Annotated in this window: 17 protein-coding genes; 9 read left to right on the forward strand and 8 right to left on the reverse strand. The window is 68.1% G+C overall.

Translation table 11 applies throughout. From position 1 onward, the window contains the following. Nucleotides 1-116: 116 nt before the first annotated feature. Complete coding sequence (locus tag ASF32_RS08105) at nucleotides 117-1,970, forward strand: cation:proton antiporter (protein ID WP_056426127.1); 1,854 nt, start codon at nucleotides 117-119, stop codon at nucleotides 1,968-1,970. Nucleotides 1,971-2,202: 232 nt separating this feature from the next. Here the strand turns inward: ASF32_RS08105 and ASF32_RS08110 are convergent, their stop codons facing one another. Continuing rightward, on the reverse strand, nucleotides 2,203-2,661 hold the full coding sequence (locus ASF32_RS08110) for a hypothetical protein (protein ID WP_056426130.1): 459 nt from the start codon (nucleotides 2,659-2,661) through the stop codon (nucleotides 2,203-2,205). 311 nt (nucleotides 2,662-2,972) lie between these two features. Between ASF32_RS08110 and ASF32_RS08115 the strand changes: the two genes are divergently transcribed. Next, entirely contained in the window at nucleotides 2,973-4,148 is a 1,176-nt protein-coding gene (locus ASF32_RS08115) for a VWA domain-containing protein (RefSeq protein ID WP_056426132.1), read from the forward strand. Continuing rightward, nucleotides 4,145-4,597: a VOC family protein gene (locus ASF32_RS08120; RefSeq protein ID WP_082470022.1), complete on the forward strand. Its 453-nt coding sequence runs from the start codon at nucleotides 4,145-4,147 to the stop codon at nucleotides 4,595-4,597. Before ASF32_RS08115 ends, ASF32_RS08120 begins: the two co-directional genes overlap by 4 nt. Here ASF32_RS08120 and ASF32_RS08125 read toward each other — a convergent pair. Together ASF32_RS08125 and ASF32_RS08130 are read right to left on the reverse strand one after the other, a co-directional pair. Further along, nucleotides 4,575-4,895, reverse strand: coding sequence for a 2Fe-2S iron-sulfur cluster-binding protein (locus ASF32_RS08125; protein ID WP_056426135.1), 321 nt, complete (start codon nucleotides 4,893-4,895; stop codon nucleotides 4,575-4,577). The genes ASF32_RS08120 and ASF32_RS08125 overlap by 23 nt on opposite strands. Nucleotides 4,896-5,053: 158 nt before the next feature. Then, entirely contained in the window at nucleotides 5,054-5,380 is a 327-nt protein-coding gene (locus tag ASF32_RS08130) for an Hpt domain-containing protein (protein ID WP_056426138.1), read from the reverse strand. 292 nt (nucleotides 5,381-5,672) lie between these two features. Here ASF32_RS08130 and ASF32_RS08135 point away from each other — a divergent pair, with 292 nt between their 5' ends. Continuing rightward, entirely contained in the window at nucleotides 5,673-13,862 is an 8,190-nt protein-coding gene (locus tag ASF32_RS08135; protein WP_056426141.1) for a hypothetical protein, read from the forward strand. 62 nt (nucleotides 13,863-13,924) lie between these two features. On the opposite strand, the gene ASF32_RS08140 is transcribed toward ASF32_RS08135, so the two are convergent. Beyond that, nucleotides 13,925-14,365, reverse strand: coding sequence for a DUF1489 domain-containing protein (locus tag ASF32_RS08140; protein WP_056426144.1), 441 nt, complete (start codon nucleotides 14,363-14,365; stop codon nucleotides 13,925-13,927). A gap of 52 nt (nucleotides 14,366-14,417) precedes the next feature. Continuing rightward, nucleotides 14,418-15,494 carry a hypothetical protein gene (locus ASF32_RS08145; protein ID WP_082470024.1) on the reverse strand — a complete coding sequence of 359 codons (1,077 nt, stop codon included), beginning with the start codon at nucleotides 15,492-15,494 and terminating at the stop codon, nucleotides 14,418-14,420. A gap of 168 nt (nucleotides 15,495-15,662) precedes the next feature. Between ASF32_RS08145 and ASF32_RS08150 the strand changes: the two genes are divergently transcribed. The 5 genes from ASF32_RS08150 to ASF32_RS08170 all read left to right on the forward strand — a co-directional run bounded on the left by ASF32_RS08150 (nucleotide 15,663) and on the right by ASF32_RS08170 (nucleotide 20,777). Then, nucleotides 15,663-16,856 carry an MFS transporter gene (locus tag ASF32_RS08150; protein WP_056426148.1) on the forward strand — a complete coding sequence of 398 codons (1,194 nt, stop codon included), beginning with the start codon at nucleotides 15,663-15,665 and terminating at the stop codon, nucleotides 16,854-16,856. Between the two features lie 67 nt (nucleotides 16,857-16,923). Continuing rightward, a complete protein-coding gene (locus ASF32_RS08155; protein WP_056426151.1) occupies nucleotides 16,924-18,093 on the forward strand; it encodes an MlaE family lipid ABC transporter permease subunit in 1,170 nt (389 codons plus the stop codon). A 14-nt stretch (nucleotides 18,094-18,107) separates the two neighbouring features. After that, nucleotides 18,108-18,923, forward strand: coding sequence for an ABC transporter ATP-binding protein (locus ASF32_RS08160; protein WP_056426156.1), 816 nt, complete (start codon nucleotides 18,108-18,110; stop codon nucleotides 18,921-18,923). Nucleotides 18,924-19,006: 83 nt separating this feature from the next. Next, nucleotides 19,007-20,089: an MlaD family protein gene (locus ASF32_RS08165; protein WP_056426158.1), complete on the forward strand. Its 1,083-nt coding sequence runs from the start codon at nucleotides 19,007-19,009 to the stop codon at nucleotides 20,087-20,089. A gap of 109 nt (nucleotides 20,090-20,198) precedes the next feature. Next, entirely contained in the window at nucleotides 20,199-20,777 is a 579-nt protein-coding gene (locus tag ASF32_RS08170; protein WP_056426259.1) for an ABC-type transport auxiliary lipoprotein family protein, read from the forward strand. Nucleotides 20,778-20,843: 66 nt separating this feature from the next. Here ASF32_RS08170 and ASF32_RS08175 read toward each other — a convergent pair whose 3' ends face one another. From ASF32_RS08175 to thiE, 3 genes are all read right to left on the reverse strand, one after another. Next, nucleotides 20,844-21,473, reverse strand: a complete 630-nt coding sequence (locus tag ASF32_RS08175; RefSeq protein WP_056426161.1) for an XRE family transcriptional regulator — start codon at nucleotides 21,471-21,473, stop codon at nucleotides 20,844-20,846. Between the two features lie 106 nt (nucleotides 21,474-21,579). Beyond that, the gene (thiD, locus tag ASF32_RS08180) at nucleotides 21,580-22,386 is read right to left on the reverse strand and encodes a bifunctional hydroxymethylpyrimidine kinase/phosphomethylpyrimidine kinase (protein ID WP_056426166.1); all 807 of its coding nucleotides are present in this window, start codon (nucleotides 22,384-22,386) and stop codon (nucleotides 21,580-21,582) included. Between the two features lie 231 nt (nucleotides 22,387-22,617). Then, complete coding sequence (gene thiE / locus ASF32_RS08185) at nucleotides 22,618-23,328, reverse strand: thiamine phosphate synthase (RefSeq protein ID WP_156467729.1); 711 nt, start codon at nucleotides 23,326-23,328, stop codon at nucleotides 22,618-22,620. Between the last annotated feature and the right edge of the window lie 92 nt (nucleotides 23,329-23,420).

Below are 23,420 nucleotides of genomic sequence, written 5' to 3' on the forward strand. Positions count from 1 at the left end.
CTCCTCGCTGCCGGCGACCCGATGGATTCCCGCGGCCGGAGTTCCCTGTGCAGAACTTCGGCTGCCCCGTCTCGGCCAGCGTCGCGCGCACCACTCTCGGGAGATTGCCCAGATCGATGACGGACGTTCACGCCGGATCCTACAAGGAAGCGATCATCTTTCTCGTCACCGCAGGCGTGGTGGTGCCGCTGTTCCACCGGCTGCGCATCAGTCCGGTGCTGGGCTTCATCGGAGCGGGCGCGATCCTCGGGCCGTTCGGCCTGGGGCGACTGGCCGACACGGTGCCATGGGTGTCGATCTTCACCATCGGCAACCGGTCCGAGATCGCGCATCTGGCCGAATTCGGCGTGATCTTCCTGATGTTCATGATCGGCGTCGAGCTGTCATGGGAGCGGCTCCGCACCCTGCGCCGCCTCGTCTTCGGGCTGGGGTCGGCCCAGGTGCTGGCCTCCTCCCTCGTCATCGGCATCATCCTGTTCGCCCTCGAAGTGCCGTTGGCCGCCTCCGTCATCGTCGGCCTGGCGCTCGCCCTGTCCTCCACCGCCGTGGTCCTGCCGGTCCTGGCCGAACAGAAGCGCCTGAACACGCCCGCGGGCCGCGCCAGCTTCGCCGTGCTGCTGTTCCAGGATCTCGCCGTGGCGCCGATGCTGTTCGCCATCGCCGTGCTCGGCCGCAGCGACGGGGCAGATGTCGGCGGCGCGCTCGCCCTCGCGCTCGGACAGGCGGCCATCGCCCTCGTCCTCATCGTGGTCGCCGGCCGCCTCGCGCTACGGCCCCTGTTCCAGCTCGTGGCCCGGACCCGCTCGCCTGAGCTGTTCATGGCCGCCTGTCTCCTCGTCATCGTGGCGACCGCCCTGACCGCTGCGGCGAGCGGCCTCTCGATGACGCTCGGCGCCTTCGTCGCGGGCCTGCTCCTGGCGGAGACGGAGTATCGCCGGGCGATCGAGGCGACGATCGACCCGTTCAAGGGGCTGCTGCTCGGGGTTTTCTTCGTGTCGGTGGGCATGAACCTCGACCCGGCCCAGCTGATGGCGGCGCCGAAAACCATCCTCGGCCTGTCCATCGGGCTGATCCTCATCAAGGGCGCGGTGATCCTCGTGGCGGCCCGGTTCCTCCGCATCCAGCGCGGTGTCGCGCTCGAAGCGGCGCTTCTCCTCGGCCCCGGCGGCGAATTCGCCTTCGTCCTCATCGGCGGCGCCATCGCGGGCGGGCTCGTACCGGATGGCCTCGGCCAGGCGGCGCTGATCGTCACGACGGTGACGATGATCGCGATTCCAGGGCTGGCGAGCCTCGCGCGCCGTCTCGGCAAGCGGATGTCCCGCTCCAATCTCGGCCGCGCCCGCGCCGAGCCGGTGCCGGACAAGCAGCAGAACCGCGTCATCATCGCCGGCTACGGCCGCGTCGGACGGCAGGTCGGCGAGATGCTGGCCCGCCACAAGATCCCGTATCTCGCCCTCGATGCGGACGCGGCGCGCGTCTCCGAGCACCGCCGCCTCGGCAACCCGGTCTATTTCGGCGATTCCTCCAACCCGGAACTGCTGCGGCGCTGCGATATCGCCAATGCCCGCGCCCTGGTCGTCACCCTCGACAACCCGAGGGCGGTGGAGGCCGTGGTGGAGGCGGCGCGCGCGGAGCGCCGCGACATCACCATCGTCGCCCGCGCCCGCGACGCCCGCCACGCCACGGCGCTCTACGAACTGGGCGTCGACGACGCCGTGCCCGAGACCATCGAAGCGTCCCTGCAGCTTTCGGAAGCCGTACTGGTGGATGTGGGCGTCCCCATGGGCCTCGTCATCGCCTCGATCCACGAGCGGCGCGACGAGTACCGCGCCATGCTCAAGCGCAAGGAGACCGAGGTCAGGCCGGCGTTCCGCGCACGGCGCACCGTAGGCAAGAACCTCGAGGCAGGAAAGGTGATGGAAGCTCGGGAAGCATCGTCGAAAGAAGAGCAACCCGCAAAGAGCGCCTGATCGATCCGGCGGAGCGTATCGTTCCATACGAACCGCCGTACCAATGACGTCGGAGTAGTGGATAATTCGAAGACACGTCTGAAATTAGGCGGATCGACCAACGAATGCTCTTGCGATGGCCTGAAAGCGAGGTAGCCTCAGCTATCGACGTCGTTCGAAGACATGGTGCTGACTGGGCGATGCGGGCCGGTTGATCAGGAATCGTGCTTGGGGCGAGCGGTACGGCAAGGGATCAGAACAAGCGGCCCTGTCCGCGCTCGGGCATGGTCGGCTTCGGCTGATCCGTCGGCGATGCTGGCGCCGGATCGCTGGATTTGGCGCGGGGTCGAGCGGGAGCGCGAGCCTTCGGCTCCGATCCCGGTGAGAAGCTACAGCGATAGATGATTTCGTCGGGCGGGCCGACGCCGGTATTGAGCGGGACCGCCAGGGTGTCGCCGGAATAGCGCCAGTTGCGCGTGCCCTTGTCCCAATAGAGCCAAACCGTCGAGGGATGGCCCTTGATGGCGAAGACCGCCGCCTTCTTCGAGATCGCCTGGACGGTGCGCGGTTCGTACATGCCCTTCTGGCGATAGGCTTCTTGGAACGAGGCTGGCTGGCGCTCGATGAAGGTGTTCCTCACGATCTGAATCGTCGCGCCCGGTTTCGCCAGAAACCGCTTGAAATCACTCAAGGAGCGCAAGACGAGCGCCATAACGTCCACCCTTACTCTGCCAAATACCCCGGCCCTGACTTGACGTTCACTCTGCCTCTCAGCTGTTTGATTCCAATGACAGTGTTGAAGGTGCAACGAACACAGTTTGCGGCGATATCAACAGAATTCCCGACTTATACCCAGCTTCGTCGGTGCCGAACGACGAAAGCGCACCGCATATCCTACTGAATTCAAGATTATTTCCGTTATCCGGCTCACGACATCGGCCCGCGAACCGTGGCACCGGGACGCGCTCCCACCGATGCGGATGTGGCCTTGACCCGAGCGCCGGGATCGCGCGTTCTCCGCCCATGCTGCTGCATTTCTTCACGGCCCTGCGCGATGCCAAGGTTCCCGTCACGTTGCGGGAGCATCTCATGCTGCTCGACGCCCTGGACCGCGACCTCGCGGACAAGCGCGTGGAAGAGTTCTATCTTCTCGCCCGCGCGGCCCTGGTGAAGGACGAGCGCCATCTCGACCGGTTCGACCGGGTCTTCGGCACCGTGTTCAAGGGCATCGAGACCCTGGGCGAGGCCACGGAATCGACGGCGATCCCAGAGGAATGGCTCCGCAAGCTGGCGGAGAAGTATCTCACCGATGCCGAGAAGGCGGAGCTCAAGGCGCTCGGATGGGACAAGCTGTTCGAGACGCTGAAACAGCGGCTCGCCGAGCAGAAGGAACGCCATCAGGGCGGCAACAAGTGGATCGGCACCGGGGGAACCTCACCGTTCGGCGCCTATGGCTACAACCCCGAAGGCATCCGCATCGGCCAGGACGGCAACCGGAATTTTCGCGCGGTGAAGGTGTGGGACAAGCGCGAATTCAGGGATCTCGACGACAGCGTCGAGCTCGGAACGCGTAACATGCGGGTCGCCCTGCGCCGCCTGCGGCGCTTCGCCCGCACCGGCGCGGCCGAGGAGTTCGATCTCGACGGCACCATCCGCGAGACCGCCAACAAGGGCTATCTCGATGTTCGCCACCGGCCGGAACGCCGCAATGCCGTGAAACTGCTGCTCTTCCTCGATGTCGGCGGCTCGATGGACTGGCACATCGCCCTGGCGGAGGAGCTGTTCTCCGCCGCCCGCGCCGAGTTCAAGCATGTGGAGCATTTCTACTTCCACAATTGCCCCTACGAGCGCGTGTGGAAGGAGAACCGCCGGCGCCACGACGAGGCGATCCCGCTTTTAGACGTCCTGCGTACCTATCCGTCCGATTACCGCGTCGTCTTCGTCGGCGACGCCTCCATGAGCCCCTACGAGATCGTCATGCAGGGTGGCTCCGTGGAGCATTGGAACGAGGAGACGGGCCAGGTCTGGCTGGAGCGGGTGCTGGAACGGTTTCCGAAATCGGTCTGGCTCAACCCGGTTCCCACCGAACACTGGGCCTATACCCAGTCGATCGGCATGATCCGTGGCATCGTGGCGAACAGGATGTTCCCGCTGAACCTCGAAGGGATCGACGGCGCCATGAGGTCTCTGGTGAGATGACGGACGACCGGATGCCCCATGGCGGGTTCAGCCCGCTCGTTCCGGAACTCGACATCCGCGACCTTCCCGCCTCGCTCGCCTTCTGGTGCGGGGCGCTCGGGTTCGCAGTGGCCTATGCCCGGCCGGAGAACGGCTTCGCCTATATCGAGCGGGGCGGAGCACAGGTGATGCTCAACCTCGTCAACGGGAACTGGCAGACGGGCCCCCTGGAACCGCCGCTCGGTCGCGGGATCAATCTCCAGATCGCGGTGGATGCCCTCGATCCGATCCTGACGGCCCTGGACGCCGTGCCCTGGCCTCTGTTCCGGCCAGCCCACGAGGCCTGGTACCGGGTCGGTGAGACGGAAGTCGGCGTCAGGCAATTCCTGGTTCAGGATCCCGACGGGTATCTGCTGCGCTTCAGCGAAAGCCTCGGTCGTCGTCCGCTCAGCCTTGGCGAGCCGGCGTGATGACCTTCAGCCCGTCGAGTTCGGGCTTGATCCGAATCTGGCAGCACAGGCGGGACGTCGCACGCACGTCGGAAGCGAAATCGAGCATGTCCTGCTCCATCGGCTCGGCCGGCCCGACCGCATCGACCCAATCGGCATCGACATAGACGTGACAGGTGGCGCAGGCGCAGGCGCCGCCGCATTCGGCATCGATGCCCGGCACATTGTTGCGGATCGCCGCTTCCATGACGGTCGATCCTACGTCGGCTTCCACGGTCCTGGCCGTACCAGCATGGTCGACGTAGGTGATCTTGGGCATCAAAGACTCCAGGCTCGGACAACACGTCTGTGGCCGGTTGTGCAGCGCGACTGCCTTGAAGGCGCGGCCCATCGAATGCAAGCGTCACCGGACCTATCGCCCCACATTCCTGCGCTTACGTCGCAGATGCCGTCCCGTTCCCTCCAAGCGTGGCAAGATCAGCCAAGTGCGTCGATTTCCGCCAGGGTGGCCGTCACCGCCTCGTCGAGGCGGGCGACCGTCTCCACCGGAACCTCCCTCCCCTCGCGCAGGCGATCCTCGATGGACGCGGCGACGTCGGCGACCGGCGCGGCGCCGATGCCGAGGGCCGAGCCCTTGAGCGTATGGGCGAGGTCGGCCCGCCGGTCCGGATCGAGATCCGCGTCGGCGATTCCGGGCATCAGCCGGCGGCACTGTCCGGCGAAGAGCCCGAGCAGTTCGCGGGCGAGGTCGACGTCGCCGAATGTCTGTTCGGAGAGGTAGGCATGGTCAATCAGAGGGGTCACGGGTCTCCTCGCCTTAACCGAACCGGGCGATCGGGCCCGACTCGACCAGTCTATCCACAGGAGCGGCCGAGATCGTTCGCTTCCGTTTAAGCCTTGAGGCATCATGCAGAATGCCGACGGAATGAAACCGGTGCCAAGCTTGGTAACCATTTCGTTAAGGTTTTTTGGACGGTTCGATCCACTCGGGTATCCGGGTCTCGCGCCGAGGTCTAAACTTCCTTGGTAAATTGGTAAAAATGTCGTCGATCACCGGGTGCGGCCGGCTTCGACGATCTGCGTAACGAGGCGTTGAATGGCCACGGAAAAGAAGCTCAAGGACCCGGCCGAGGCGGCTCTTTCCGCCATCGAGCAGGCCCTCAACCTGGACTTCCCCTCGACGCAGGCGGCGGAGCCCCGGGTCGAGCCGCGGCTTCCCGATGTGGGCGACAACGATCTGCTGAGCGAGCAGGGTGGCCGCCTCGCGCCCCCTCGCCTCGATCTCGACCAGCCCCTCGCTTCAGACCTGCCGCCGCCGGACCGCAACCGGCCGCGCCGCGAAGGAGGTCTGCTGCCGCCGGACCGCTCCATGGTGGCCAATGACGACCGCCAGAACATCGGCATCCTGCAGCAGACCTTGCGCGTGCGGCCGTCCGGCACGCCCTACATCGTCGCCGCGATCGTCTCTGCTGTCTGGTTCGCCGCCCTCCTCGCCCTCGCCTGGAACCAGTCGGGGGGTGAGCTGAAGGGCTTCTTCGCCGGAATGACGGCGCTTCAGGCCGCCGTCGGCGCCACCGCCATCGTCGGCCCCATCGTCCTGTTCGCGATCATGGCGATGCTCGCCGTCCGTGCGCAGGAGATGCGCCTCGTGGCCCGCGCCGTCGGCGAAGTCGCGATCCGCCTCGCCGAACCCGAGAACTTCTCCACCGATGCCGTCCTCACCATGTCGCAGACGGTCCGCCGCGAGGTCGCGGCCGTGGGCGACGGCGTCGAGCGGGCGCTCGCCCGTGCCGGTGAGCTGGAAACCCTGGTTCGCGGCGAGATCGCGACCCTGGAACGGGCCTATTCCGACAACGAGATCCGCATCCGCTCCCTCGTCGACGAGCTCGTCGCACAGCGCGAATCCATCGTCGCCAATGCGGAGCGCGTTCGCGGCGCGATCACCGGGTCGCACCAGAACTTGACCCAGGAGCTCGATGGCGCGGCAGAACGCATCGTCGCCGCAGTGACCGGCGCCGGCGAACGGGTGACCGGTGCCCTCGACGCGCGCGGCGACGCCATCACTTCGGCGCTCGGCAACCGTGGCGACGCCATCACGGCGGCCCTCGGAGAAGCCGGCGACCGCGTGGTCGGCCTCGTCACCGACCGTGGCGACGATCTGGTGCAGCGCCTCGCCAGCACCAGCGAAGGTGTGCGCAGCAGCCTGACCGAAGTCGGCAACACCCTGACGCAATCCCTGGAAAGCCGCGCGGCGGACGTCACCCTCGCCTTCGAGCGGACCGGCGGCATGCTCACCGCGACGCTGGCCGACAATGCCGGCCAGGTCGCCCGCACCCTCGCCCAGACCGGGATGGAGGTGATCGAGAGCCTGAACCGCCAGGGCAGCGAAGTTCGCCAGACCTTCGAAGAATCCGCGCGCGGCCTCGAGAACACGTTCCTCGCCCGCGGCACCGAACTGACCACGACCTTCTCCAATACCGGCGGCCAGATCACCGCCCGGTTCGCCGAGACCGGCACGGCGCTCCGCGAGCATTTCGCCGCCACGGGCGCCACCATCACCGACGACATCGCCGCTCGGGGCGCGGCCCTTCGCGCTGAGATCGAAGCTGCCGGCAGCGGCGTATCCGAGACCATCGAAACCCGTACCCGCGAGGCGCAGGCGGGTCTGGCCCAGGCATCCGAGGGCATCGTCGAGACGTTCGCGGCCCGGACCACTGCCCTGCGCGACGACCTTATCCGGTCGATCGAGACCGCCGGCAGCGGGATCGACGATCGCGCCGGTCTTCTGGCCGAGCGCATCGATACGGTGGCCAACCGCCTGCACGAGACCCTCACCGTGCAGGGCGGCTCGCTCGAGAGCAACCTGACCTCCGCCGGAGAGCGCGTGGGTGACCTCGTGACCCAGCGCGCCGAGGAAGCCGCGCGGGCGATGGACGCGGCTCTCGCGGCCCTCGGCACCCATTTCGAGACCCGGGCCATGGGCACGGTGGAGAACCTGCGCGGAACCGTGGCGGGCCTCAACGGCGAGATCGACACCCGGTCGGCCGAGGCAGCGGCCGCGCTCCGCAGCAGCGGCGAGGATACGGCCTCCGTCGTCAATGCCAGCATCCGCCGCCTGACCAAGGCCGGCGAGCAGGTCGGCGGTCTCGTCACCCAGCGTGTCGAGGACGCGACCCTCACCCTGACCGGAGCCTTCGGGGTTCTCGGCAGCACCTTCGATTCCCAGTCCGGCACCGCGATCGAGAGCCTGCGCGCCGTCCTCGACACCCTGGCCACCGAGATCGGCTCGCGGACCAGCGAGGCCGCCGACATCTTCCGCCGCAGCGCGGAAGAGACCACGGTCAGCCTCGGCGCCAGCACGGCGGAAGCGGCCCAGGCCCTGCGCCGTTCCTCGGCGAGCGCCACCGGCGAACTCGAAGCCCGCACGGTCGAGGCGGTGCAGATCTTCGAGCAGCGCCTGTCCGCCACCTCCGCCGAGCTCGCCGCTCGCACACAGGAAGCCGCCGAGCTCCTCCAGCAGGCCGCCAGCGGCCTCAGCGGAGAGGTGGGTGGGCGCGCCCAGGATGCGATGGAGGCCCTGCGCCGGACCCTGTCCGAGATCGACCAGACCCTGGTCAGCCGCGCCACCGAGGCGACGGGCGCGATCGCCCGCGCGGCCGAGAATGTCGGCGGCGAACTCGCCGCCCGGATCAAGGATGTCGAGGCTTCCTTCGGCACGCATAGCCGTGGCCTCACCGACCTCATCACCACCCATGCCGAAGAGGCGCATGGCCAGCTCGCCAATACCGGCCGCGAGATCGTTCTGGCGGTGACCGCCCAGAGCGCCCGCGTCAGCGACGCCCTCGCGCAGAGCGGCGCTACCTTCGCCGACACGACGGAAAGCCGCGCGAAGGCCATCGACACCGTGCTCAACGACCGCCTTGCGGCGCTCCAGGAGACGATTGCGCGCGGCGATATCCTCGCCGACCGCATCGCCCGCGACACCTCCACCCTCAGTGAGACCGTCACCGGCCAGCTGCAGGAGATGGACCGCGTCATCACGGTTCAGGGCAAGGCGGTGGCCGACACCATCGCCGAGCGCACCCGCGAAGCCCGCGAGACCGTGGAGAGCCAGCTCGGCGCCCTCGAGGAACGCTCCGTGAAGCGCTCCGCCGAGATCGGCGAGACCTTCACCCATCTGGTGAGCCAGATCGATGGTCAGCTCGGCTCCCGCGCCACCGCCCTCAACGAGGCCCTGATCCTGCGCACCAGCGAGATGGCGCGCATCATGGTCGAAGGCAGCCGCGACCTCGTCCAGACTCTCGATGCCCGCGCCGACGGCATGGCGCAGGACATCGCCAGCCGCAGCCTGGCCCTGGGCGATACCCTCGGCAGCCGCTCCACCGAGATCGCTGAGCGCTTCGAGCAGCAGGCGACCGACCTGTCCCGCCGCATCGAAGAGGGCGTCGGCCGCTTCGACACCAGCGTGGTCGGGCGTCTCGACACCATCGCCGCCGCGCTGGAAGAGCGCAGCCGCCTGATCGACGAGACCTTCGGCTCCCAGGCCTTCGAAGCGATCCGCCTCATCGAGAGCCGCACCCGCGCCGTGGACGAGGATCTCGCCAACCGGACCCGCGAGCTCGTCGAGATGATCGAGAGCCGGACGGGCCATGCCAACGAGGCTCTGGCCGGACAGGCGGAGGCGATCCGCTCGTCCTTCTCGCACCGCGCGGAAGCCCTGGCCGCCCTCATCGACGAGCGCACGGCCGCCATGGGCCAGGAGCTCGACGAGAAGGGACGCGTCGTGTTCGGCGCCCTCGGCACCCGTATCACCGAGCTGGCGCAGCTGTTCGATCGCGGCGGTTCCTCCCTGGCGGAGCTTCTGGAACAGCGCGGCGACACCATCATCGCCCGCCTGCGCGACGTCGTCGCCGATGCGGACCGTCTGCTCGGCGAAGGCGAAGGCCGCCTCGGCTCCACCCTCCAGACGCGGACCACCGATATCGGCAGTCTGCTCGACGAGGGCGTGCGCACCGTCCACCAGCTCCTGGACAACCGGACCAACGAGATCCGGACCATGCTGGACGATCATTCCCAGGTGCTCGCCAGCAGCTTCGAAGACCGGCTGGCTCCGTTGCACGATTCGCTCGGCCAGCATGGCCGGACCTTCGTCGACACGATCGAAGCCAGCCTCGGCGGCGCGGCCGGCGCGGTGGAAGCCCGGACCCGCGACCTGGTCGCGCTGTTCGACCAGCGCATCGGCGCCCTGGACGAACTCGTGGACGGTCGCGGCGCGAGGATCGCGGAATCGGTGGAAGCCCGCACCCACGGGCTGCGGACCCTGTTCGACGACATCCTCACCGCCCTCGACGGCCTGGTGGACAGCCGCGCCGAAGCCCTCACCGACCGGGTCGATGCGCGCACCCACGCTCTGAGCGCCCTGTTCGACGAGCGCCTGCGGGCGATCGACGATCTGGTGGAGAACCGCGCGGCCGAACTCGTCCGCACCATCGACACCAAGGGCACGGCCCTCACGCAGACCGTCGACGACCGGACCCACGCGATGGGTGCCCTGTTCGACGACCGCATGCAGGCCCTCGACGCCCTCGTGGCGGAGCGTTCGGCCGATTTCGCCCGGACCATCGACACCAAGGGTACGGCCCTCACGCAGACCGTCGACGACCGGACCCACGCGATGGGCGCCCTGTTCGACGACCGCATGCAGGCCCTCGACACCCTCGTGGCGAACCGTTCGGCCGATTTCGTGCACACGCTGGACACGAAGGGCTCCGTCCTGACCCGCTCGGTCGATGCCGGCACGGCCATGCTGAGCACGCTGTTCGACGAGCGCCTGCGCGCCCTCGACGAGCTGATCGAGAACCACGCGACGCAACTCATCCATACGGTGGACGAGCGCGGCGGCAGCCTCACCCGATCCCTCGACGACCGAACCGGCTCCCTGCGCGCTCTCTTCGACGAGCGCCTGCGCGACCTCAACGCCCTCGTGGAGAACAGGACGGCGGACTTCGCCCAGACGGTGGACGACCGCGGCGGACACCTCACCCGGTCCCTCGACGACCGCACCGGCTCCCTGCGCGCCCTCTTCGACGAGCGCCTGGGCGAGCTCAACGCCCTCGTGGAGAACCGGACGGCGGAATTCGCCCACACCATGGAGATGCAGGGCAGCACCCTGTACCAGGCGGTGGACGATCGCACCCAGTCCATGGGGACGCTGTTCGACGAGCGCCTGCGCGCCCTCGACACCCTGGTGGACGACCGCGCGGCGGCGTTCGCCCGCACCATCGAGCACCAGGGCACGTCGCTGACCCAGGCCGTCGAGGCCGGCGCCCAGGCCATCGGCACCGTCTTCGACGAGCGCCTGCGTGCCCTCGACCATCTCGTGGACAACCGCGCCGCCGATCTGACGCAGACCATCGACAATCGCGGCATCTCCCTGAGCCAGGCCGTCGAGGCCACCGCCCAGTCGATCGCGACCGTCTTCGACGAGCGCCTGCGCGCCCTCGACCACCTCGTGGACAACCGCGCCGCCGATCTGACGCAGACCATCGACAATCGCGGCACGTCCCTCAGCCAGGCCGTCGAGGCCACCGCTCAGGCCATCGGGAATGTCTTCGATGCGCGGATGCGTGCCCTCACCGATCTCGTCGAAGACCGGACCGGCGCGTTCACCCGCACCGTGGACGATCAGGGCCAGTCACTGACCCAGTCGGTCGATGCTCGTACGCAGGCCATCGCAGCTTTGTTCGACGAGTGCCTGCGCGCCCTCGACCAGCTCGTGGACAGCCGTGCGACCGCTTTCGCCCATGCGATCGACAACCATGGCGCCGCCCTGACCCAGGCCGTGGATGCCCGCAGCGAGGCCTTCACGAACCGGATCGACAGCCGGATGAAGGTGTTCGCCTCCCTCGTCGCGTCCCGCGGCGATGCTCTCGCCAATGCGTTCGACGACCGCCAGGACGCCTATGCGGCCCTGGTCGACGAGCGCAGCGCGACGATGCTCTCCGCTTTCGACGAGCGGGTGAACCGCCACGCCGCCCTCGCCCAGGCCCATGCCGATGCGCTCGCCACGGCTCTGGACCAGCGCAACGAGGCCGTGGCCGCCCTCATCGACGGGCGCAACCAGGACATGGTCGCCGGCTTCGATCGCCGCTCGACCGCCCTGGCCTCTCTGATCGAGGCGCGCGGGCAGTCCCTGGCCCGCCGCCTCGCCGAGAGCGCGGAGACCATTACCCGCGCGATCGAGGAGCGTGGGGGATCGATCGTGGAGACGATCGACACGCGCGGCACCCATATGGTCGAGGCGATGGCGACGCATTCCGAGCGCCTCCGCGAGATCGTCGAGGGGCCGGCCTCCCAGCTCGTCGCCTCCCTGGGCGAGCGCAATCAGGAGATCGCGCGTATCCTCGACGAGAGCGCAAAGCCCCTCGCCGACACCTTGCTTGATCGTGTTCGGGACCTCGCCGAACAATCCGAAGCGTCCAGGAATGCCCTGCTGGCAGCCATCGACGGCGGCGCCTCCCGTGCGCTGGCGAGCCTCAACGAGGCGAGCGATCGTCTCCGCAGCGAACTCGCTGGCGTCTTGGACCGGGTCGAGGGGGCGAATTCGGCCCTGCGCGAACTCGTCACCGATGCCGGAGAGAATCTCGGCGCCATCGAGAACGGCCTGTCGGGCCGGGTCGAGCAGGTGCAGGCGACGCTCTCCGCCATCGGCACCGAGACGGAGCGCGCCAGCAGAAGCGTCGCCGAACAAGTCGACCAGCTGAAGGCCGTCGCCGAGGGCGCCCTGCGCGATGCGGCCGACCTCGCCGCCTCGCTCGATGCCCGCGGGACCTCGCTCACCGAGATCGCCCGCGCTCATTCCGGCACGCTCACCAACGCGGCTGGCTCTCTGGAAACCGTCGAGACGCGCCTCGTCGATCTTCTCGCCAGCCGCGACAAGGCGGTGGAAGAGGTGCTGACCCGCATCGAGGCGCGGTCGGGCGTCCTCGAGGAGCAGACCGCACGGTTCGACACGCAGATGGCCGAGACCCTTCGCTCCGCCGAGGAGCGGGCGCGCGGCATCGCCAGCAGCCTGTCCGATGCGGCACAAAGCGCGGGCGCCAGTGTGACGGGAGCCTTCGAAGGCCTGCGCAAGGATGCGGGCAGCGAAGGCGAGCGGACGGCGACCGCTGTTCGCACGGCGATCTCCGGCGCATCCGAGCAGATGATGACGGTGTTCGAGAGCGCAGCCGGCCGCTTCGGCGACTCGGTGGCGGGGATGCGCGAGATGGCGGCGGAGATCCGTCGCGAACTCGAAGCGACGCGGGCGGACCTGCAGCGCGGCGTTCTGGAAATCCCGCGGGAGACCCAGGAAGCCACCAGCGAGATGCGTCGGGTCGTCTCCGACCAGATCAAGGCGCTGAACGAGCTGTCCTCGCTCGTCTCCCGCTCGCGGCGCAGCGTCGACGTGACCGAGGCGGTGGCCCCCGCCCCGCGCAAGGCGGACGTCCAGCCCGCCAAGCAACAGGACGTGCAGGTCTCGGAACCCGCTCCGGCCAAGCCGAAGCAGAATGGGGCCAACCCGGTCGCGCCACCGGTCGCCGCAAAGCCCTCCGAGCCGAAGGCCCGCGAGGACAAGTCGTCCGACGCTCGCCCGACCCAGCAGATGACGATCGTCTCCGCCCCGGCGGCCCGTGCCGGCAACCAGCCCGCCCTGCGTCCCGGCGAGACTGCGCGTGCGGGTGCCCCGTCGGGACGCGACAATCGCGGCTGGCTGTCGGACCTGCTGACGCGCGCCTCCCTCGACGACGACACGGATGGGGCCGATCCGGCGAACGCGGCCGCCGGTCCCAACGGTCAGGCCAAGCCGGACGCGACCAAGGCCGGCTCCAACAAGGCGGAGCCCGCCAAGGCCGGCTCCGCGAAACTGGAAGCGGGCAAGGGCGCTGCCGTCGACCGCAGCCGAACCGCCCTCGAGACGATCTCCAACGACATCGCCAAGATGATCGAACATCAGACGGCGGTGGAATTGTGGGAGCGCTACCGTCGCGGTGAGCCGAACCTGTTCGATCGCCGTCTCTACACGGCGCAGGGTCGGCAGACCTTCGAGGAGATCCGCCGGCGCTACGCGGCCGATGCCGAGTTCCGCCGCACGGTGGACCGCTATGTCGGCGAGTTCGAACGGCTCCTCGGCGAAGTCTCGAAGAACGACCGCGACTCGCGTCGTGCCGATGCCTACCTCACCTCGGAGACGGGCAAGGTCTACACGATGCTCGCCCATGCGAGCGGCCGCTTCGAAGGGGCCTGACATCCTTGGCGACGGGGCGGCATCACCGCTCCGTCGCCGGATCACGGTGAGGGTGAATAAGGTCAGATCAGGCCGAGGACGGAGAGCTCGCGCCGCAGCGATTCGGGCATGTCGGCGAGGCCGTCGGCGCGACGCATGTCGAGATCGGCCGGCGCGGACCGCACCGTCAGGTAGCGCCAGCCCTGGAAGGGCCGGCATGGGCGCGGATTGACCGGGACCACGACCGAATCGAGGACGAGGCGACAGCGGCCGACGCCGTCCGTATCGGTGAAGGGCTCGATGGCCGTGATGGCCTGGCGGCAGCACAGCGTGCCCTTGATGACCCAGTAGATCGAGCCCTGCCCGGCAATGGCCGAGGCACGTTTGGGCACCATTCGGGTCACGTGGAACGTTGACGGGTCGCGCCCGGACTGCAACGCGTCGTCCCGGTTGCGGGCGATGCGTTGTTCGAGGTCCTCGATCGTCGCGGGTCCGACGCAGAGCTTCAGGAGGTGAAGGGCCATGACGGCCCTCTTATCAGTGCCGTCGACGATGCGCGCGGGGCATTCGTCTCGCTCAGGAAAACAGGGCGAGTTTCTCTTTCTCGCTCAGGCCGTCGATATCGGCGAAAGCCGTGGCGATGTCGGTCTTCTCGGAAGCCGGCGACGTCGCCCGGTCCTCGGTGCTCTCGTCGTCAGAAACGACCTCGTCGGCCGGCTCGTCGTCGAAAGGCTCGCTCGTGTCCTCGGCGATAGGTTCCTCGGCGATGGCGTCCTCAATGACAGCCTCCTCGCCCGCCTCGGATGCGTGCGGCTCGGTGAACGGAGCCTCTTCGTCCGTCGTCTCCATGGCGGAGGAAAGCGGCATGTCCGGGCTCACCGGCTCTTCCGCCTGCTCTTCGACGACGGCCTCCATCTCCCCCGTCACGTCGTCCTTCGCTTCCCGAACACTCTCCGATCGCCCGGAATCCATGTCGATGAACCGGTCCACATCGCTCTGGTCGAGGTCCTGGGCGACAGTCGCCGCCGTCGAGCCCGGCGCCGGCGGGATCGCCTCGACCTCGCCGCCCCAGATCGCGATCATCGCCGCGAGGCGCTCTTCGAGATAGCGCAGGGTATGGATGATCCGGGCCGTGCGCTGCGCCGTGAGATCCTGGAACGAGCAGGCGGTGTAGATTTCCGTCGCCCGGCGGTCGAGCACGTCGCAAATCGTCGCATCCGCGCCGGTTTCGCGCATCGTCCAGGCGGTCTCCTGGACTTCCTCCGCGGCGCCGAGGATGTCCGACGTCGCGCGCTCGGTGGCCCGGACGATGGCGTCTAGGGCGACGGAGGCGATGCCAAGGCGGCTGTGGTCCTGATCCACGGTGCTGATCGCCGCGATCTCGGCCTTGGTTCTGGCGATGGCGTGGGCCATGTCCATCAGGTCGCCGCGCATGCGTCCGACCCGCTCGGTTTCCCGGTCGGAGGGGCGATCCGCCGTCACCGCGCTTTCCAGGCGTGAGATGGCGCCGAGCAGCATGTCCGTATCGGCACTGCGGTTGCGCCTGGTATATTCGGCGAGGAACCAGCGGCCGCGTTCGCTCTCGCTCATCGCCGCTTCGATACGGTCGTATTCCGACTCATCGACCGGGGTGAGCGAACGCATGACAGACATAGAACTCGTGTCCTCGATGGTGCCTCGCGCCGTTGCGCGAAGTCGCGGGTACCAGCACCAGTAGATTGACACGATGGTTTTAACGCCCCCTTTACGGGTCGAATCATCGTCAGCGGCCGGCAACGCTTCGGCTTGAGGCCGCTTCGCCCCTCGATCGAGCGGTCCCCCTTGTCTCAATCCTCTCCGACGGAGCCGAACGCGACGCGTCTGTCGCTGCTCTATGCCGTCGTCTTCGTCGAAATCGGCATCGCCATGCCGTTCATGCCGGTCTGGCTGAAGGCGCTCGGCCTCGATGCGCGGATCATCGGCGCCCTCCTGGCGCTGCCCATCGCCATGAAGATCATCGCCACGGCTCCCCTCGTGGGGCTGATCGACCGGGGCGTGGCCGCGCGCCGTCTCCTGCTGGTCGGCAGCGTGGCGGTGGCGGCGACCTACGCGCTGATGCCCGCCGGCGCCGCCATAGGCTGGCCCATCCTCGCTGTGCTCGTCGCCGTGAACGCGGCGGCCGGAGCGCCGCTGGTGCCGACCATCGACTACCTCACCCTGGCCGCCGTACGGCACAGCAAGCGGCTCGACTACGCCCGTATCCGCATGGCGGGGTCCATCGGTTTCCTCATCGCCAGCCTGCTCGGGGGGGCGGCCCTCAGCGCCATGGGGGAACGCCTCGCCGTGCCGGTCCTCCTCACCGGCCTCGCCCTCGTCGCCGCGGCCACCATCTTCGCCAGCCCGGTGGAAGCTCATATGGCGCAGCCGCGCATCGCGCCCGGCACACGCCCGAAGCTGCCCCGCGTGCTCTGGCTCTGCATCGGCGCGCAGGCGACGATCCAGGCGAGCCACGCGGCGACCTACGCCTTCGGCAGCATCCATTGGCAGGCCAGCGGGATCTCCTCATCGTGGATCGGCGTGCTCTGGGCGACGGGCGTCGCCGCCGAGATCGTCTTCTTCGCCACCGTGGGGCGCTGGCCCGCCCATTGGCGTACGCCGTTCCGGCTCATCGGCCTCGGCGCCGCAGCGTCCCTCATACGCGTCGTCGGCCTGTCCCTGATCGGCGGCGAGCTCGTTCCGGCGCTGTTCCTGCAGACCCTCCACGCATTCAGCTTCGGGGCGACGCAGCTCGGCGCCATGACGGCGATCTCGGCCTTCGCGCCCGATGGGGCGCGGGGGCGCGCTCAAGGCATGTCGAGCGCCGTCAATGCCTGCGCCTCGGCGAGCGCGACGATTCTCTGCGGTGTCGCCTACCAGGCCGGCGGAGGCTCGCTCGCTTTCGCCCTGATGGCGCCGCTCGCCCTGTCCGGCCTGTGCCTCGTGTCACTTTCCGCGAGAGCAGCGACACTTGCCCCCTTCACACCGCCCCGTTTGTAGGTCAGCACTCCGCCGCTTGCCGTGGGTCTTGACCAATCCGTAACCTTGATCTGCGTTTTAGTTGCGCATGAACCGGGAGTCGCGCTTCGTGCGCCACGCTGCTGCCAAGCCGAACCCTGACGCCGCCGAAGCCGAGTTTCTCGGCGAGGGCGGACGCGTGGTCCTGAGCGGTCGCTGGACGGCGGATCAGGGTGCCTCCGTGGAGAGGGCAGCCGCGCGCATCGCCGGCGACGCAAAGGGCGCTCCCATCCTCGTCGACCTGTCGAAGGTGGCGCGGCTCGACACGCTCGGCGCCTGGGTCCTGGAGCGGACCCGTGGCGAGATCGAAGCCGCGGGCGGTCGCCTCGCCTATGCGGGGGCCACGGCCGAGCACCGTATCCTGCTCGGCGAAATGAATCTGCCGGACGAGGATTATGCCGGTCCGCCCAAACGCGGCCGCCTCATGGGCTTCCTGCACGATCTCGGGGTCCGGGTCGTCGGCGCTAAATCCGACATGGTCAGCGGCCTCGCCTTCCTCGGGGAGGTGGTGACCGCCTGTATCCGCGTCGCTTCGCGGCCGAGCACCTTCCGCGGCACGGCCCTGGTCAACCAGCTCGAACAGGTCGCCTTCCGGGGCGTACCGATCATCATGCTGATCTCGTTCCTGGTCGGCGGCATCGTCGCGCAGCAGGGCATCTTCCAGCTACAGCGCTTCGGGGCGCAGAGCTTCGTCGTCAACCTGATCGGCCTGCTCATCCTGCGCGAACTCGGCGTGCTCCTCACCTCGATCATGGTGGCGGGGCGCTCCGGCTCGGCCTTCACCGCCGAGATCGGCTCGATGCGCATGCGCGAGGAGGTGGATGCCCTGCGGGTGATGGGCCTCGATCCCATCGAGATCCTCATCGTCCCGCGCATCCTGGCGCTGGTGATCGGCCTGCCGATCCTCGCCTTCCTCGCCTCGCTGGCGGCCCTGGCCGGGGGCGGCCTCACCGCCTCGCTCTATGGCGGGATGACGATCGACGCATTCCTGGCGCGGCTCCAGGCCGCCGTTTCCTTCCACCACGTGGCGGTCGGCCTGATCAAGGCGCCGTTCATGGCCCTCATCATCGGCATCATCGCGACAATCGAAGGTTTCGCCGTCGAAGGATCGGCAGAATCGCTCGGACGTCACGTCACGGCCTCAGTCGTGAAGTCTATCTTCATGGTCATCGTACTGGATGGACTTTTCGCCGTGTTCTTCGCGGCCATCGATTTCTGATCGCCGTGAACCAGATGTCCCCGCCCCCCGCGCCGTTCGACCGCGCCCCGCCTCGCGACGTCATCATCGGCGTACGCGACCTCGTGGTCGGCTTCGGCAGCAAGGTCGTGATGAAGGGGCTCGACCTCGACATCTATCGCGGCGAGATCCTGGGCTTCGTCGGCCCGTCCGGACAGGGCAAGTCGGTCCTGACCCGGACGATCCTCGGCCTGGTTCCGAAGCGTTCGGGCACGATCGAGGTGTTCGGCGAGGACGTCGACACCATGACCATGGCGCGCCGCCGGCAGATCGAGCAGCGCTGGGGCGTGCTGTTCCAGCAGGGTGCGCTGTTCTCGGCGCTCACGGTGAAGCAGAACATCCAGATGCCGATGCGCGAGCACCTGAACCTGTCCGAGCGCCTGCTCGACGAGTTCGCCCGCCTCAAGATCGAGATGGTGGGCCTAAAGCCCGATGCCGCCGACAAGCTCCCCTCCGAATTGTCGGGCGGCATGATCAAGCGCGCGGCGTTGGCCCGGTCCCTCGCCCTCGACCCCGAAATCCTGTTCCTCGACGAGCCGACTTCGGGCCTCGACCCGATCGGCGCCGGGGAGTTCGACGAACTCGTCGCCACCCTGAAACAGACGCTGGGGCTCACCGTCTTCATGGTGACGCACGATCTCGACAGTCTCTACACCGCCTGCGACCGCATCGCGGCACTCGGCGACGGCCAGATCATCGCGCAGGGGCCGATCGACGCCATGCTGGCGAGCGACCACCCCTGGCTTCGCTCGTATTTCCACGGCAAGCGCGCCCGCGCGATCGTCACCGGCGGGGCAAACGCCCATGTTTGAAAGAATTCACACGCTGACGGCCCGCCGATTGCGTGCCGTGGCGCACCGCACGGGCGCTGCCCATCCGGAGTACGACTGATCCGATGGAGACTCGTGCGAACTACGCCCTCGTCGGGGCTTTCACACTCGCGGTCGTCGTGGCGGCCTTCGGCTTCGTGTTCTGGCTCCAGGGCGGATCGCGCAGTCAGGTGCGCGAGAGCGTGCGCATCGTCTTCTCGGGCAGCGTCGGCGGCCTCGCCAAGGGTTCGACCGTGGCCTTCAACGGCATCAAGGTCGGTGAGGTGATGGATGTCCGACTGCTGCCGCAGGACCCTCGCCGGGTCGTCGCGATGGTGGAGGTCGAACGGACCACGCCCCTGCGCGCCGACACCCGGGCCCGCCTCGATTCCGCGATGCTGACCGGCGTCTCCACCATCTCGCTCTCCGGCGGCAACGCCGATTCGCCGCCCCTGACGCCGGGCTCGGGCGACCAGACCCCGACGATCTTCGCCGACAGTTCCGACATCCAGGACATGATGGCGGCGGCCAAGCAGATTGCCCAGCGCGCGGACGACGTGCTGCAGCGCCTCGACAAGCTGGTGGCCGGCAACGAGGGCGCCATCACCCGCACCCTCGCCAATGTCGAATCGTTTTCCAAGACCCTGAACGATGCCGGGCCTGCCGTGAGTTCGCTGGTGAAGGCCATCGACGGACAGAAGCTCAACCGCGTCATCGACAATGCCGAGCGCTTCTCCGCCGCGCTCAGCACCGCGAGCCCCGACATCGAGGGTGCGGTGAAGGACGCGCGCTCGCTTGCCGGCAAGCTCAACGCCTCGGCCGACCGGGTCGACAACGTGCTGAAGGGGGCCGAAAGCTTCCTCGGCTCCGCCTCGGGCCAAGCTGGGAGCAGCACCTTCGCCGAAGTCCGCGAGGCGGCGATCTCCGTGCGCGATGCCGGCAAGGCCTTCCGCACCCTGTCGGAGAACCTCGACAAGCGCACCTCCACCATCGCGTCGAGCTTCAGCCGCCTCAGCGGGACCGGGCGGCGCGAGGTCGAAGCCCTCTCCTCGGACGGCCAGCGCACCCTCAACACCCTCAACCGGACGGTGAAGAGCCTGGAGCGCGACCCGTCGCAGGTCATCTTCGGCGGCAAGCCATCGTTGCCAGAATACAACGGTGGCCGCTGAACCCGGCAAAGCCTAGCCGCATGTGTCCGGCGTCACGGCACGGAAACCGCTATGGCGTAGTTTACGGTTGCGCTTCTTGCAGCGCTGCACAGGTTTCCAGGCCCTTCGGATGACGTTTCGCTCGCATGCCCTGGCGCTCGCCTGCCTCTCCGCCCTGCTCGGCGGTTGTGGCGGCGGCGCGCCCATGACCTTCGACCTCGCCGCCCTGCCGAGTTCCGGCCGGCCGAGCGTGGCGGCGCGGTCGATCTCGGTGGCCGAGCCCGTCGGCCTCCAGCCCTTCGAGCAGGATCGCATCATCGTTCGTCAGGCCGGCGGTGCCCTGTCGTTCCTCGGCGGCGGACAATGGGCCGACCGCCTGCCGCGCCTCGTCCAGACACGGCTGATCCAGAGCCTCGAAAATTCCGGACGCCTGAAATCCGTGAGCCGCCCCGGCGACAAGATCGTGGCCGATTACGCGCTCATCAGCGAGATCCGTGCCTTCGACATCGCGTCCGGCTCGGGCGAAGCGGTGGTGGACATCTCGGCCAAGCTCATCACCGACGGCACCGGCAAGGTCGTCGCCGCCCGCATCTTCACCGCGCGCGTGCCGGTGGCCAAGGTCGAGGCGGGCAACGCGGCCATCGGTCTCGATGCCGCTCTCAGCGTCGTGCTCGCCGACATCGTCCGCTGGGTCAATTCCGGGCATTGACCGTCGTGTCGCGGTAATCCCCCGTGGAGTACCGCAGGTCGAGACGGGCAAGGACGCTCGGCGCTCCTACTCCATCACCGCCGCTTTCATGATCACGACCATGATCGCTTTGGCGGGTTCCGTTCCGACGCAACGCACCGTGTGCGGCCTGTCGCAGCGATAGCGCAGCGTTTCACCGACCCGCGCCCGCTGGAAGGTGCCGGCCACCTCGACTTCGAGCGAACCCTCGGTGACGGTGAGGGATTCCACCGAGCCGCGCTGGTGCGGATCGGAATCGAGGACGCCGCCCGGATCGGCCGTGACCTCGTACCATTGCAGCCATTCCACCGTCTTGATCCAGCCGACGATGGCGAGGCGGATCTTGCCGTCGTCGGAGAGCAGGATCGGCGTGTCGGCGCGCGACGTCTTCTCGATGAACGGCTCTTCGTCGCTGGTGGCCAGCACGCGCTCGATGGAGACGTCGAGGGCCTGGCTCAGGCGCCAGATGGTCGCCAGGGTCGGGTTGGTCTCGTTGCGCTCGATCTGGCTGATGATCGATTTCGCCACGCCGGACTGCTCGGCGAGTTCGGAGAGTGAGAGGTTGTAGGCCTTGCGCAGCCGCTGGATGGTCTTGCCGAGCTGGCCCGAGAGAACCTGTGCTCCGTTCAGGATATCCCGCTGCCGTCCCCGTTCGGGCGTCGTCGCCTGATCTTGCATTGTCCCAGAACCTATCGCGTCGTTCCGTACATCGAACGATCGTGCGGTACTTCAAACGCAATCAGGCATCCGATGCAAGGCGAAGGAGGCCAACTTCTCCCTCGTGTCAGTGCCAAAGGGCGTGGAAATGATGGACCGGTCCGTGCCCTCGTCCCACCGTCACGGAATTGGACGCGGCAATGGCGGCGGTGACGTATCGTTTGGCCTGGGTGACGGCCTCCGTCAGGGAGAGGCCACGGGCCAAGCCCGCCGCCACGGCCGAGGACAGGGTGCAGCCGGTGCCGTGCGTGTTGCGGGTGTCGACGCGCGCCGATGCGAAGCGCCGCAGCGTCCCGTCCGTGCTCATGAGGTGATCGACGCTCTCCGTGCCCTCCGCATGGCCGCCCTTGATGAGCACGGCGCGGGCCCCCATCGCGAGCAGCTTGCGTCCCTGCACGACCGCCTCGTTCTCGCTCTGCGCCACGGGAGACTCGATCAGGGTGGCGGCCTCGGGAAGGTTCGGCGTCACCAGATCGGCCAGGGGAAGGAGGTGCCGGCGCATAGCGTCCACCGCCTCGTCGGAGATGAGGCGGTCTCCGCTCGTGGCCACCATGACAGGGTCGAGGACGATCGGTATGCGGGAGGCATGACGGCTGAGCCCGGCGGCCACGGCCTCGATCACCGCGGGCTTCGACAGCATGCCGATCTTCACCGCCTTGACGTCGAGATCGGAGAAGACGCTGTCGATCTGGGCGGCGATGAAATCGGCCGGCACGTCGTGAATCGCCTGCACGCCGAGGGTGTTCTGCGCCGTGAGCGCGGTGATGATGCTGGCGCCATAGACCTTGAGTGCCGCGAAGGTCTTGAGATCGGCCTGGATACCGGCGCCGCCGCTGGAATCGGAGCCCGCTATGGTCACGGCGATGGGTGTCATGGCGTGTCTCGTCCCTTGCGTTGCGGCAACCCTAAACCATCGTCCGGAACGAGGGAATCCGGCCCGATTGAAAATGATTTTAGAACAGGGACTTAGAGAATTTTACCGCTCATTCGCCCGGCTCGCTCGTTAGAGCGCTCTCCGCCAAAGCGGATGCCGGTTCGGCGAAAAAGAGCGCGGCGAAACAAAGGCCTGGAGATGTGCCCCGACCCAACGTGGTCGGGCGCAGCTCTAGGCGGCCGCGCCCCTCGCCGCGAGGGCCGAATCCACCCGGAAGCGCAGGTCCCTGGCGCGCGCCTCCACCTCCTCGGCGGAAAACAGCGCGGAGATCAGGGCGATGCCGTCGGCGCCCGCCGCGATGATGGCGGCGGCGTTGCTGCCGTCGATCCCGGCGATGGCCCCCACCGGAAAACCGGTGCCCCGGGCGAGGCGCGCCCGGAAGGCGATGCGCGAGAAACCGTCGAGCCCGACCGGCGGATCGGGGTTGTCCTTGCTCGTCGTGGCGAAGACGCCGCCGATGCAGGCATAATCCACGGGCAGGCGATAGAGCTCGTCGGCCTGAGCCGCCGATTTCAACGTCAGGCCAATGATGGCGCGTGGGCCCAGAATGCGCCGCGCATCCGCCGGGTGCAGGTCCGACTGGCCGAGATGCACGCCCTCGGCCTCGGCAGCCAGAGCGAGATCGCAGCGATCGTTGACGAGGAGCGGCACCCCGGTGCCCGCGATGGCCGCGCGGATGGCCCGGATGCGCGCCAGCGACTCGCGCGCGTTCTCGATGGACTTCTCCCGGTATTGAAGAAGGGTACATCCGCCCGAGACGGCCTCGGCCGCCATATCGGCGAGGTCGTCGCCGTCATCGCCACAGACGTCCACGTCGAGAATACCGTAGAGCCTCACGTCGACCGGCACGGTCGAGCCCAAGGCGGTGTCGCGTCCGATCACGTCGTTCCTCCGGTAAGCCCCAGCGCCCAGGTTCGAGCGGCGGCAATCTAAACGGGTGGCCGTGCCACGCAAAGCCGATCCGCACCGCTTCG

The organism is Methylobacterium sp. Leaf91, assembly GCF_001422815.1.
Classification (GTDB): domain Bacteria; phylum Pseudomonadota; class Alphaproteobacteria; order Rhizobiales; family Beijerinckiaceae; genus Methylobacterium.

Excerpts from the sequence above, each read along its gene's own strand:
- ASF32_RS08105 (WP_056426127.1), top strand. The coding sequence starts at position 117 with ATGACGGACGTTCACGCCGGATCCTACAAGGAAGCGATCATCTTTCTC.
- ASF32_RS08110 (WP_056426130.1), bottom strand. The coding sequence starts at position 2,661 with ATGGCGCTCGTCTTGCGCTCCTTGAGTGATTTCAAGCGGTTTCTGGCG.
- ASF32_RS08115 (WP_056426132.1), top strand. The coding sequence starts at position 2,973 with ATGCTGCTGCATTTCTTCACGGCCCTGCGCGATGCCAAGGTTCCCGTC.
- ASF32_RS08120 (WP_082470022.1), top strand. The coding sequence starts at position 4,145 with ATGACGGACGACCGGATGCCCCATGGCGGGTTCAGCCCGCTCGTTCCG.
- ASF32_RS08125 (WP_056426135.1), bottom strand. The coding sequence starts at position 4,895 with ATGCCCAAGATCACCTACGTCGACCATGCTGGTACGGCCAGGACCGTG.
- ASF32_RS08135 (WP_056426141.1), top strand. The coding sequence starts at position 5,673 with ATGGCCACGGAAAAGAAGCTCAAGGACCCGGCCGAGGCGGCTCTTTCC.
- ASF32_RS08140 (WP_056426144.1), bottom strand. The coding sequence starts at position 14,365 with ATGGCCCTTCACCTCCTGAAGCTCTGCGTCGGACCCGCGACGATCGAG.
- ASF32_RS08145 (WP_082470024.1), bottom strand. The coding sequence starts at position 15,494 with ATGTCTGTCATGCGTTCGCTCACCCCGGTCGATGAGTCGGAATACGAC.
- ASF32_RS08155 (WP_056426151.1), top strand. The coding sequence starts at position 16,924 with ATGAACCGGGAGTCGCGCTTCGTGCGCCACGCTGCTGCCAAGCCGAAC.
- ASF32_RS08160 (WP_056426156.1), top strand. The coding sequence starts at position 18,108 with ATGTCCCCGCCCCCCGCGCCGTTCGACCGCGCCCCGCCTCGCGACGTC.
- ASF32_RS08165 (WP_056426158.1), top strand. The coding sequence starts at position 19,007 with ATGGAGACTCGTGCGAACTACGCCCTCGTCGGGGCTTTCACACTCGCG.
- ASF32_RS08170 (WP_056426259.1), top strand. The coding sequence starts at position 20,199 with ATGACGTTTCGCTCGCATGCCCTGGCGCTCGCCTGCCTCTCCGCCCTG.
- ASF32_RS08175 (WP_056426161.1), bottom strand. The coding sequence starts at position 21,473 with ATGCAAGATCAGGCGACGACGCCCGAACGGGGACGGCAGCGGGATATC.
- thiD (WP_056426166.1), bottom strand. The coding sequence starts at position 22,386 with ATGACACCCATCGCCGTGACCATAGCGGGCTCCGATTCCAGCGGCGGC.